7 protein-coding genes are annotated in these 12,133 nt (G+C 65.4%); 4 read left to right on the top strand and 3 right to left on the bottom strand.

The window, feature by feature from the left end; all coding sequences use genetic code 11:
• Nucleotides 1–566 precede the first annotated feature (566 nt).
• The 3 genes from WH265_RS07875 to WH265_RS07865 all read right to left on the bottom strand — a co-directional run bounded on the left by WH265_RS07875 (nt 567) and on the right by WH265_RS07865 (nt 5,962).
• Entirely contained in the window at nt 567–1,055 is a 489-nt protein-coding gene (locus WH265_RS07875) for a CreA family protein (protein WP_339534214.1), read from the bottom strand.
• A 64-nt stretch (nt 1,056–1,119) separates the two neighbouring features.
• Entirely contained in the window at nt 1,120–3,702 is a 2,583-nt protein-coding gene (gene cphA / locus WH265_RS07870) for a cyanophycin synthetase (RefSeq protein WP_339557869.1), read from the bottom strand.
• 79 nt (nt 3,703–3,781) lie between these two features.
• Nucleotides 3,782–5,962 carry a cyanophycin synthetase gene (locus WH265_RS07865; RefSeq protein ID WP_339557868.1) on the bottom strand — a complete coding sequence of 727 codons (2,181 nt, stop codon included), beginning with the start codon at nt 5,960–5,962 and terminating at the stop codon, nt 3,782–3,784.
• A gap of 224 nt (nt 5,963–6,186) precedes the next feature.
• Between WH265_RS07865 and WH265_RS07860 the strand changes: the two genes are divergently transcribed.
• The 4 genes from WH265_RS07860 (at nt 6,187) to WH265_RS07845 (ending at nt 12,086) form a co-directional block, all read left to right on the top strand.
• Nucleotides 6,187–8,535: a cyanophycin metabolism-associated ABC transporter gene (locus WH265_RS07860; RefSeq protein WP_339557867.1), complete on the top strand. Its 2,349-nt coding sequence runs from the start codon at nt 6,187–6,189 to the stop codon at nt 8,533–8,535.
• Nucleotides 8,536–8,559: 24 nt separating this feature from the next.
• Nucleotides 8,560–9,033 (top strand): cyanophycin metabolism-associated DUF1854 family protein, encoded by a 474-nt coding sequence (locus tag WH265_RS07855; protein WP_312988878.1) that lies wholly within the window; start codon nt 8,560–8,562, stop codon nt 9,031–9,033.
• Between the two features lie 171 nt (nt 9,034–9,204).
• Nucleotides 9,205–9,663 (top strand): hypothetical protein, encoded by a 459-nt coding sequence (locus tag WH265_RS07850; protein ID WP_339557866.1) that lies wholly within the window; start codon nt 9,205–9,207, stop codon nt 9,661–9,663.
• A 290-nt stretch (nt 9,664–9,953) separates the two neighbouring features.
• Complete coding sequence (locus tag WH265_RS07845) at nt 9,954–12,086, top strand: TonB-dependent receptor domain-containing protein (RefSeq protein WP_339557865.1); 2,133 nt, start codon at nt 9,954–9,956, stop codon at nt 12,084–12,086.
• Nucleotides 12,087–12,133 lie beyond the last annotated feature (47 nt).

The following is a 12,133-nucleotide window of genomic DNA, read 5'->3' as shown; positions in this document are numbered from 1 at the left end:
AACCCGGGGGCCCCGGGCCTCACCCTCCGGGGACCCCCCCCCCCCCCCCCCCCCCCCCGGGGGGGGGGGGGGGGGGGGCCGGGGGGCCGCGCGGGCCTACTGGTATTGGGCTGTTGGGGTGTTCGCATTCCCCTTTTGCATGCGCCTGGGGCGTGGTGTTTGTGGGGTGGGGGGGGGGCCCCCCCGGGGGCGCGCGGGGGGGGAAATAATGGGCCGGGGGGGGGGGCCCGCCCCCCGGGGGGGGGGGGGGTGTGGGGGGGGGGGCGCGGCCCCCCCTGCGCCCCCCCGCTTCGTGAACTAGCTTGCCGCGTCTGTCCGAACGGAGCGCCTTTGGCGCGTAGAGAGTTTCGCGGCACACCCCGCAAACGCCACGACACAGGTTGCCCTTCGCAAAGCGAAGGGTCGCAAGCAGCAGGGGCGCCTTTGCTTTGGTTACTTTCATTTGGCGCCAAATGAAAGTGACTGCGCCGCCGGGCGCACATCCCGGCCAGCAGCCCTACGCCAGTAGTAAAAAACGCAAATTAAGAAGCGCAGCCATGGTGGCGATCAGCGCTAAAGAAGTGCAATCACTTCACCGGAATAACCGTAGAAGCAGGCACCGCCACCGCCGTCACACTGTTCTGCGGCGAGCCCTCAATCACCTTGTCCGAATACGTCATATACACCAAAGTATTCCGCGCTGCATCCACCATGCGCACCACCCGCAAACGCTTGAACAGCAGCGAGGTCCGCTCGCTGAACACCTCTTCCTGCTGCTTCAAAGGCTTGTCGATGCTGATCGGTCCGGCCTGCACACAGGCAATCGAGGCCTCCGAGCGGTCTTCTGCCAGGCCCAGCGCGCCCTTGACACCGCCCGTGCGGGCGCGGGAGACATAGCAGGTGACGCCCTTGACCAAAGGGTCGTCATAGGCCTCGACAACGATCTTGTGGTCGGGGCCGATGAACTTGAACACCGTGTCCACCGAGCCGATGGTGTCCGGTTGGGCCCAGGCGGCGGTGGCGGCCAGGCAGCCTGCGGCGGCGAGGGTGCGGCGCCAGGAAGAGGTGGTCAGCATGGAGGGCGTCCGAAAAAGAGAGAGGGCTGCACCGGCGCGGTGGCCGGTGCATGCGGGGGCCGGATCAGGCCTGGGCGGCGGCCTGGGCCACGTGGCGCTGCAGGTGCTCCAGCGCTTCTTCGACCTGGTCGACCAGCACCAGGCAGAGGTCGCCCGGTTGCAGGCGTGCGAGCGCATGGTCGATGGCGATGAACTCGCCGTGGATATCGGTCACGTAGCTGGTGCGGCTAGCGCCTTGCAGGCCCTGGCGCAGCAGCGCGATGACTTCGCCGTCGGCGCGGCCGCGTTGGGCGGCATCCTGGTAGAGGATCACATCGTCAAAGGCCTCGCCCAGCATCTCGGTCTGCACGCGGATGTCTTCGTCGCGGCGGTCGCCGGCGCCGCTGATGACCACGCTGCGCTTGTTGGCGGGCATGGCTTCCACGGCCTGGATCAGGGCGCGGATGGCGTCCGGGTTGTGGCCGTAGTCGGCGATGATCGTCGCGCCGCGGTAGTCCATCACATTGAAGCGGCCAGGGGCGTTGTCGCTGTCGTTGACAAAACCGGCGAGGCCTCGGCGGATGGTCTGCCAGGGCAGGCCGGCGGCCCAGGCGGCGCCGATGGAGGCCATGACGTTCTCCACCTGGAAGGTGATCGCGCCATTGCGGGTGATCGGGATCTCGCGCAGCGGGATCGACTCGCGCCAGGAGCCTTCGGCGGCCACGATGCTGTCGCCATCGACATAGACCACACGGCTGCCTTGAGCGCGGTGCGTGGCCATGACGGGGTGGTGGCGGTCAGCGGCAAAGAAGATCACCTTGCCGGGGCAGACATGGGCCATCGCGGCGACCAGCGGGTCGGCGGCGTTCAGCACGGCGTAGCCGGTGGGCGCCACGTTCTGCACGATCACGCGCTTGAGCACGCCCACGTCTTCCTTGGTGGTGATGAAGTTCAGACCCAGGTGGTCGCCTTCGCCGACGTTGGTGACCACAGCGACCTGGCAGCGGTCAAAGCCCAGGCCTTCGCGCAGAATGCCGCCGCGTGCGCATTCCAGCACAGCCGCATCGGTCTCGGGGTGGGCCAGCGCGTTGCGCGCGCTGCGTGGGCCCGAGCAGTCGCCGCTGTCGATCTGGCGGCCGTTGACGTAGACGCCATCGGTATTGGTCATCGCGGTGCGCCAGCCGTGCGAGGTGAACAGATGGGCGATGACACGGGTGGTCGTGGTCTTGCCGTTGGTGCCGGTGACGGCAACGAGCGGGATGCGGCCGTCGTTGCCGGCGCTGAACATCTCGTCGACCATGGGCACGCCGACATGGCGGGGCTTGCCGAACGAGGGCGCCAGGTGCATGCGCAGGCCAGGGGCGGCGTTGACTTCGACAATGCCGCCACTTTGCTCTTCGAGCGGCTTGAGCATGGTCTCGCAGACCACGTCCACGCCGCAGATGTGCAAACCAATGGTCTGCGCTGCTTCGATCGCGCGGGCGGCGATTTCGGGATGCACGTCATCGGTCACATCGGTGGCGCTGCCGCCGGTCGACAGGTTGGCATTGTTGCGCAGCACCACGCGCTGGCCCTGGCCGGGCACGCTGTCGGGGGTCATGCCTTCGCTGGCAATGCGGGCGATGGCGATGTCATCGAGGCGGATCTTGGTGAGCGCGGTGCCGTGGCCGGTGCCCCGGCGTGGGTCCTGGTTGACCAGGTTCACCAGCTCGCGGATGGTGTGCTGGCCGTCGCCCAGCACCTGGGGCGGCTCGCGGCGGGCAGCAGCGACCAGTTGGCCGCCCACCACGAGCAGGCGGAAGTCGTGGCCGGGCAAAAAGCGCTCGACCATGATCTCGTCGCCAAATTCGCTGGCGGTCTTGTAAGCGGCTTCCAGGCCTTCGCGGGTCGTGATGTTGACCACCACGCCCTTGCCCTGGTTGCCGTCCTGGGGCTTGACCACGACGGGCAGGCCCACTTCCAGTGCCACTTGCCAGGCCTCTTCCACATCGGCCACGGGGCGGCCCATGGGCACGGGCACGCCGGCGGCATGCAGCAGGCGCTTGGTCAGGTCCTTGTCCTGCGCAATGGATTCGGCCACGGCGCTGGTCGAATCAATCTCGGCCGCCTGGAAGCGGCGCGCCTTGGAGCCCCAGCCCAGCTGCACCAGTGAGCCGGTCGTCAGGCGGCGGAAGGGGATGCCCCGGGCGACGGCGGCGTCCACAATCGCGCCGGTCGAGGGGCCGATGCGCTCGTCTTCATCCAACTCGCGCAGCGCCGCAATGGCGGCGTCGGCATCAAAGGGGCTGTCGTTCAAGGTGGCCTGGATCAGCGCTTCGGCCTTTTCCATCGCCAGCTTGCCCACCGCCTCTTCGGTGTATTCGACGACAACCTGGTAGGTGCCGGGCTCGGTGGTCACATGGGTGCGGCTGAAGGTGACCGGGCAGCCGGCTTGTGCCTGCAGCGACAGCGCGGCAATTTCGAGCACATGGGCGAGCGACAGCGCCTGGTCGGCACCATGGGGCTGCAGCGGGGCGATATTGGGGAAGCGCGCACGCAGTTTTTCTTCAAAACCGGGGATGGTGCTGTAGCGCTGTTCGCTGTCTTCACAGCGCACGATGGTCTCGATGGCGGTGCTGCGGGTCCAGAGGTTGGGGCCACGCAAGGCACGGGTGCGGGAGAGCTGCATAGTGTTTCTTTCAGATGGAGGGCCCGCTGAATCAGCGGGCCGTGCATGCTTGTCGTCGTGGAGAGCCGTGTCCGGCGTATCAGGCGTTGTACTCGAAGGTCTTGATACCGGCGCCGATCAGATCGGGGGTGATATCCAGCGCCCAGGCCGTGGCGATGGCGGCAAGCAGGGCCGAGGTGTCGGGCTTCTTGCCGCCCGGCAGGCTCAGCGCATCGAGGGTGCCCAGCACGCGCTCTTGCGCGCCGGTGGCCAGCACCACGTTGTTGCCCTTGATGAGAACGGCGCGGCCGCCTTCGTGCTGGGCTTCGGTGTTGGCGCGGTGGGTGGCCACAGCCTCGTTGTTCGCATCGGTGGTGTAGAGCATCACTTCGCCGTCGCAGAGCTCGGCCAGGTCGGCCACTTCGGGCAGGTCGGCGTTGAGCACGCCAGCGCCTTCGTCCAGCACCACATCGATCTGGGTGCGCATCACGCGGCGCATCTGGCCGGCTTCGAGCACATCGTGGTCGGGCAGAGCTTCGAAGCCCTGCATGTCGGTCACGACGCCGACCAGGCAACGGTCATAGGCCAGGCCTTCTTCCAGAATGGAACGGGCCGTCGTCTGGATCACCGCCGCTTGCGCCAGGCGGTTGGTGAGCAGGCGGTGCGCACCGGCCCAGTTGGCGGTATTGGTCTTCTGGGTCTGGCGGTTGGACAGGAACATGCCCTCATCGCTGGCCACACCGGTGAGCTTGCCCGACAGCTGCAGCAGCCAGCCTACGAGGCGCGCAATGAAGGCGTTGTTCTGCGTGCCGACAATGCCGACGATCGGGATGCGGCCTGCGCCGGCACCTTCTTCGCGCGGGAAGAGGTGGTCGGCAATGGCCATGCCCACCGGGCGTGGCGCGCCACTGGTGGGCTTGAGGTGCATCAACAGGCCCGGGCCAGCGTTGACTTCGAGAATCGCGCCCTGGCCTTGCATCGGCTGGGAGACGTCCTTCAGGATCATGTCCATGCCGGCGATGTCCAGGCCGACGATCTTGGCCGCCAGCACCGCGTAGTAGGCCACATCCGGGTGCACATCATCGAGGCAATCAATGGCCATGTTGCCATTGCGTTGCAGCAGCACGCCCTGGCCTTGCGGAATGACCGAATCGGGCGTGACATGCTGGCGGTTGAGTTCGAGCTTGACGGCGCCGGCCTCGAGCTTGATCCAGTCGAGCGGGTACTCCTGCTCGGGGCCCCGGCGGGGGTCTTCATTGAGCACAGCCACCAGCTCGCGCAAGGTGGCCTTGCCATTGCCGTAGACGCTGACGGTCTCGCCCTTGGTGGCCGCGACCACCTTGTCGCCCACCACCAGCAGGCGGTGCTCGACGCCATCGATGAACTTCTCGACGATGACATCCGAGCCTTCGGGCTGGGCTAGCGCAAATGCGGCCTTGATATCGGCCTCTTGCGACAGCTCCAAGGTCACGCCCCGGGCGTGGTTGCCGTCAGACGGCTTGACGGTGACGGGGAAGCCGATGTCCTGGGCCACTTCCCAGGCTTCTTCGGGGGTGGCCACGATCTGGCCTTCGGGCACCGGCACGCCGCAGGCGGTCAGCAGGCGCTTGGTGAAATCCTTGTCCTGGGCAATACCCTCGGCAATCGCGCTGGTCTGGTCGGACTCGGCCGTCCAGATGCGGCGCTGCGCAGCGCCATAGCCCAGCTGCACCAGGTTGCCGTCATTGAGGCGGATATGGGGAATGCGGCGCTCGCTGGCGGCATCGACGATGCAGCCAGTCGAGGGGCCGAGGTAGCGGTCATTGATCGCCGTCTTGATCGCATGGACCGCCGGCTTGATGTCGTAGGGCTCGTCGTTGATCGCGGCCATCAGCAGCTGGTGGCCATGCTCCAGTGCGACGCGGGCGACGGCCTCTTCGGGGCAGCGGAACACCATGCGGTAGACGCCGCGCTTGGAGATCTCGCGCGTCTGGCCAAATTCGGCAGGCATGCCCGCCAGGTTCAGCAGCTCGATGATCACATGTTCCATCACATGGCCCATCCAGGTGCCGCCTTCGAGGCGCTGGATAAAGCCGCCGCGTTCACCGACGCCGCAGGTGTGCTCGATCAGGTCGGGCAGCCAGGTGGTGAGGCGCTCGTTCAGCCCGGGGATCTTGTTCGAGGGATAGTCCTCCAGCTCTCCAAGGTCCAGCCAGACCTCCAATACGGGGCGGTAAGTCCAGACGCTGGGGCCGCGCAAAAAGGTAGTGCGCAAGAGTTGGATGGTATTGAATTTCGCCATATCGATCAACGGATAAACATAAGTAACAATTCCGGGGGGAATCGCCGTAGATGGGAAAGCATTGTGCGCCCAAATGAGGCAGATTAATCGCTGTCAGCCTATTGGGCATGTCAGACGTTAAAGACAGATGAGGGCGGGGCGACCCATGCCGCCGTTCGCCACAATAATATGCGGTTGTTCACCGGACCACTGCCACCGCCCCGTGCGGAGAGAAAAAACGCCTTATGCAACATCTTCATTCCGCGGACGCGTCAGCATTCTTTGCGGGTCCGCTAGGAACCCAATTGCGAGCCAAGCTCAACACCCTGGAAAACGTGCTTGCCGTCACTCCCGTTGACCTGACCTCGGATTTGCGCTTCGGCAGCGGCCAGGTGGTGCTGACCTCGGAGCGCCTTCTGGCCTTTGATCCCGATGCCCAGCGGTGGAGTGAGTGGATACTATCAACGGATTTGAGCCTGCGTTTTTTTGACCATGGCGGCGTGGGCAGCCTGGAGCTGCATGACAGCGCGCAGCGCCTGGGCCTGTGGCGCATCACCCTGAGCCACCAGACGGCGGTGCTGGGCCTGATGCAGCAGTTCGAGCGCCAACGTGAGCGCTTGCTGCGCAACGAGGCATACCAGGTGGTCGAGGACGAGCGCTCGCTCTGCCCGGTCTGCGGCAGTGTGCTGCCCCCCGACAGCGAAGAATGCCCGGCCTGTGCCCGCCAGCAGAATGCACCGACCTCAAGCTGGGTGCTGCTGCGCCTGTGGCGCTTTGCCAAACCCTACAAAATGCAATTGTTGTTGGGTTTCGTCCTGACGCTCTGCACCACGGCCGCCCAGCTGGTGGCGCCGTACCTGACGATTCCGCTGATGGACAAGATCCTGATCCCGTTCCAGAACGGCGAGAAGATCGATGCCGGCCTGGTGCGCTTCTACCTGGGCGCGCTGCTGGTCTCGGCACTGATCGCCTGGCTGCTGGGCTGGGCGCGCACCTTTGTGCTGGCGCGCGTCTCCGAACGCATCGGCGCCAACCTGCGCACCACCACCTACAACCACCTGCTCAAGCTCTCGCTCGATTTTTACGGCAGCAAGCGCACCGGTGACCTGATGGCCCGTATCGGCGCCGAAACCGACCGCATCAACCTGTTTCTGTCGCTCAACGCGCTGGATTTTGCGACTGATGTGCTGATGATCGTGATGACCTCGGCCATCCTGTTCTCGATCAACCCCTGGCTGGCCCTGGTGACCCTGGTGCCGCTGCCCTTTATCGCCTGGATGATCCACACGGTGCGCGACAAGCTGCGCACCGGCTTCGAGAAGATCGACCGCGTCTGGTCCGAGGTGACCAATGTGCTGGCTGACACGATTCCCGGTATCCGCGTCGTCAAGGCCTTTGCCCAAGAGCAGCGCGAGGCCGACCGTTTTGCCGCCGCCAACCAGGTCAACCTCGAAGCCAATGACCGCGTCAACAAGACCTGGTCGCTGTTCACGCCCACGGTCACCTTGCTGACCGAAATCGGCCTCTTGATCGTCTGGGCCTTTGGTATCTACCTGGTGGCCGGTGGCTCGATCACCGTCGGTGTGCTGACTGCCTTTATCGCCTACATCGGCCGCTTCTACACGCGTCTGGATTCGATGAGCCGCATCGTCTCAGTGACGCAAAAGGCCGCTGCCGGCGCCAAGCGCATCTTTGACATCCTCGACCATGTGAGCAACGTGCCCGACCCGGTCAACCCGGTCAAGCTGGGCAAGGTGCAGGGCGCCATCACGATGGACAGCGTCGGTTTCCGCTATGGCAGCCGCACCGTCATCAAGGACCTGAACCTGCAGATCCGCCCCGGCGAGATGATTGGCCTGGTGGGCCACAGCGGCTCGGGCAAGAGCACCCTGGTCAACCTGATCAGCCGTTTCTACGACGTGACCGACGGCTCGATCCAGCTCGATGGCGTCGATGTGCGCCGCATTGCCGTGTCCGACTACCGCAGCAATATCGGCCTGGTGCTGCAGGAGCCCTTCCTGTTCTTTGGCACCATTGCCGAGAACATTGCCTATGGCAAGCCCGATGCGACACGCGAAGAGATTGTGGCCGCAGCGCGCGCCGCCCATGCGCATGAGTTCATCTTGCGCCTGCCCCATGGCTATGACTCGCTGGTTGGCGAGCGCGGCCAGGGCCTGTCCGGCGGTGAGCGCCAGCGTATCTCGATTGCGCGCGCACTGCTGATCGACCCGCGCATCCTGATCCTGGACGAGGCGACCTCGGCGGTGGATACCGAGACTGAAAAGGAAATCCAGCGGGCGCTGGATAACCTGGTGCAAGGCCGCACCACTATTGCGATTGCCCACCGCCTCTCGACCCTGCGCAAGGCCGACCGCCTGGTGGTGATGGACCGCGGCGAGATCGTTGAAGTCGGATCGCATGATGCGCTGATGGCCCAGGAAGGCGCCTACTGGCGGCTGTACATGGCGCAGGCGCGCCGCGCCGAGGAAGATGCCGAAGCTGCTGGCGTGGTCACCGCGCGCGCTGCGGGCGTGACCTATGACATGCAGCCCCTGCCCAAGTCCCATGTGGACGGGTCCGATGACAACCGCTGATCAGCAGCCCAGGAAAGCCTTTTCATGACAACCATTTCCTCTCCGCTGGCGCTCAGCCGCAATCCCTTTGGCCGCCTGGTTCTGGACAAGGACGGCAGGCCCCACCAGGTCAACCCGGTGCGCGCCTTTCCGCTGTCGGCACCATCGCTGGGCATCTCCCTGGTCGGCGAAGACGGCAAGGAGGTGCTGTGGATCGCCGATATGGATGCGGTGGACCCGGCCGCCCGCGCGCTGCTCGACGAAGACCTGGCCGCGCGCGAGTTCCAGCCGCTGATCGAGCGCATCGTCAGCGTCTCCACGTTCTCCGTCCCCAGCATCTGGACCCTGGAGACTGACCGGGGCCCCGTCCACATGACCTTGAAGGCCGAAGAGGACATCCGCAAGCTGCATGGCCGCCAGAACCTGCTGATCACCTCGGCCGACGGCGTGCACTACCGCCTGCCCGATACCAACCGCCTCGACAAGGCGTCGCGCAAGCTGCTGGAGCGCTTTTTGTAAGCTGCCCCTACCGCAAGCTGCAGTGCAGGGCCCGGAATTGCGGGCCCTTGCCTTTTTGTGGGCCTTGTCCCCCAGGTGCTGCTTTGCCGGGCATTTACAGGCATAATGCAATTCATTTGCAATAGTGGCCGTCGTCTGCGCGGCCCCCTGGTTTGATTGTCTGCCCGGCCTGTGTCTTCCCTGCGCGCTCTCCACCCCCTGTCTGTCTCGGCGCATGCGCCCAGGCCGCTGCGTGGCTGGGCGATGGCGCTGCTGTGCTGGCTGTGTTTTGCGCAGCTGTGCCTGCCGCTCTTGGGCAAGGTCCATGACATCAGCCACCTCCATGCCCGCGCGCTGCAGACGGCTGCGCTCACGGCCACAGCATCGGCTGGCGAGCGTGACAGCAGCGATACCGTGGTCAGCCCCGGCCATGGCGCGCATGACCTGTTTGGCAAGCACTCCGAAGCCGACTGCCAGGGCTTCTCGCACATGGCCTTGGGCGCTGGGCTGCTCTGCGATGCGTTGCAAGCGCCCTTGCTGCGGGCGGTGCAGGAAGCGGCACCCACCGTGCTGGCCATCTTGCTGCGCCAAAGCCCGGCGCTGTTCTTTGCGCGTGGCCCTCCGTCTCTCTCCCCCTCTTCGTTCCAGTGACTCGGCCCTTAGGGCCGTTAACACAACCCTTGATACGTCGTTGCCAAGCCTTGTCGTACGTCTGTACTGCCTGCGGCTTGACGCCTAGTCTCAATCGCAAACCCTCGGTTTGCTGGGTCGTGTTAGCAGCCCCTAGTCCTTGACCTTTGATGGTGCAGGGCAGCGCAGGCCGGTCTGTCTTGTTTTTTCCGCGCAGCTGCCGGGCGTTATGGCGCCGGGCCGGTTCAGCCAGCAGTGCTGGGCTGCGCGCGCACATGCGCTGGATGCATGTGCTTTTCGAGGGGTAGACCATGGGTTTCCATGCACAACAGGCGCAGCCGCTGGTGGCGCGCACAGCAATTTTCAAGCCACAGGCGCGTGATCTGCGCCCGGTTGCAGCAGCGGTGATCGGCCTGCTGCTGAGCAGCGCCGCGCTGGCGCAGAACGCTGAAGACAGCACGCCGGCAACGACCACTGCGACCACCACCTTGCCCGAGGTGACGGTGTCGGCCAGCGGCACCAACCGCACGGTCGACGACATGACCACGCCGGTGACGGTGCTGCAAGGCGATGAGCTGGTGCAAAAGCGCGGTGCCAGTTTGGGCGAGACCCTGGCCAATGAGCCCGGCATCCAGGCCACGCACTTTGGTGCGGGTGCAAGCCGCCCGGTGATTCGCGGCATGGATGGTGCGCGGGTCAAGGTACTGAACGATGGCGCGGTGATCCAGGATGCCTCGACCATCAGCCCCGACCATGCCGTGGTGAGCGAGCCCATGCTGGCCACCCAGATCGAGGTGCTGCGCGGCCCCTCGGCGCTGATCTATGGCGCCGGCGCGATTGGCGGCGTGGTCAATGTGCTGGACAACAAGATCCCCACCAAGGTGCCTGAGAAGGGCTATGAAGGCCAGGTGGAAGTGCGTGCCGGCACGGGCGCCAACGATGCGGCGACGGCCCTGTCGCTGACGGCCGGCTCGGGCCCCTTTGCCCTGCATATGGAGGGCATGGCCCGCAATGCCGATGACTATCGCGTGGGCAGCGGCTGGGGCCTGGGCAACAAGGTGGACGGCAGCCGCGCGCGCAATGCCGGCGGCAGCATCGGGCTGTCCTGGATCGGCGACAGCGGCTATGTGGGCCTGGCCTACACCCGTACCCAGGCACGCTACGGCCTGCCCGGCCACAACCACAGCTTTGAAGGCTGCCACACCCACGGCCTGCACCTGCACTGCGGCGGCCATGATGGCCATGACCATGGGGATGACGACCATGACCACGACCATGAGGAAGAAGGCGTGCCGGTGGTGGACATGCACAGCGAGCGCTATGACCTGCGCTCCGAGTGGCGCCAGCCGTTTGCTGGTGTGTCGGCCATCCGTGTGCGCGGCGGCGTGACGCGCTACCACCACGACGAGATCGAAGGCGGCGAGATCTCCACCAGCTTCAAGAACCGCGCGCATGACATGCGTGTCGATGTGCTGCATGAGCCGATTGCCGGCTGGACCGGTCTGGTCGGCTTTGAGGCCGCGCAGCGCCGATTCAGCGCCACCGGTGAGGAAGCCTATGTGCAGCCGACCCGCACGCAAAGCCAGGGCGTCTATCTGCTCGAAGAGCGCCGCTTTGGCGATTTTGGTGTGGAAGCCGCACTGCGCCACGACTGGCAAAGCGTCTATGCCAACGACGACGGCCTGGTGCGCAAGCACAAGGGCAATTCGCTGTCGCTGGGCGGCAGCTGGCGCTTTATGCCGGGTTACCGCCTGAGTGCCCATGTCACCTCGGCCAGCCGCCTGCCCACGGCCGAAGAGCTGTATGCACGCGGCCTGCACATGGCCACCTCGACCTATGAGCTGGGCAACCCCGACCTGCGCAAGGAGCGCTCGGGCAATATCGACATCGGCATTGCGCGCACTGCGGGCGACACGACCTACTCGGTCAATGTCTACCGCAACCGGGTGAACAACTACATCTATGGCCGCACCGTCGATGAGCACGACGGCCTGCAGCTGCTGCAGTATGCGCAGCAGACCGCCACCTTCACCGGTCTGGAGGGTCAGATCCAGCACCGCATCAATGCGAACTGGACGGTGGGCGCCACCGGTGACCTGGTGCATGCCAAGCTCGAAGACGGCAGCAAGATCCCGCGCCTGGCTCCCGCCCGCGTAGGCTTGCGCGTGGCCGGCAAATGGGCCAACTGGAGGAGCGAGGCGCAGTGGCAGCTGGTCAAGCGCCAGAACAAGGTGGCCGACTATGAAAGCGAGACCCCGGGCTACGGCATGCTGAACTGGCGCGTGAGCTACCACCAGACCTCCAGCGATGGCACCCCATGGCAGATCTACCTGAAGCTGGACAACCTGACCAACAAGCTGGCCTATGTGCACACCTCGTTCATCAAGAACGCGGCGCCGCTGCAGGGCCGTGCAGTCTCGCTGGGCTTTATCAAGCAGTTCTAAGCAGCTGGCTGTAGAAGCCTGAACGCCAAAGCCGCTGTCTCCTCAGG

It is taken from the genome of Comamonas sp. MYb396 (genome assembly GCF_037479555.1).
GTDB lineage: Bacteria > Pseudomonadota > Gammaproteobacteria > Burkholderiales > Burkholderiaceae_C > Comamonas.
Note: the sequence above shows the minus strand (reverse complement) of the source record. Positions and strands in the feature narration are given on the sequence as shown.

Coding starts and splice junctions, on each gene's coding strand:
- WH265_RS07875 (WP_339534214.1), bottom strand. CDS start 1,055: ATGCTGACCACCTCTTCCTGGCGCCGCACCCTCGCCGCCGCAGGCTGC.
- cphA (WP_339557869.1), bottom strand. CDS start 3,702: ATGCAGCTCTCCCGCACCCGTGCCTTGCGTGGCCCCAACCTCTGGACC.
- WH265_RS07865 (WP_339557868.1), bottom strand. CDS start 5,962: ATGGCGAAATTCAATACCATCCAACTCTTGCGCACTACCTTTTTGCGC.
- WH265_RS07860 (WP_339557867.1), top strand. CDS start 6,187: ATGCAACATCTTCATTCCGCGGACGCGTCAGCATTCTTTGCGGGTCCG.
- WH265_RS07855 (WP_312988878.1), top strand. CDS start 8,560: ATGACAACCATTTCCTCTCCGCTGGCGCTCAGCCGCAATCCCTTTGGC.
- WH265_RS07845 (WP_339557865.1), top strand. CDS start 9,954: ATGGGTTTCCATGCACAACAGGCGCAGCCGCTGGTGGCGCGCACAGCA.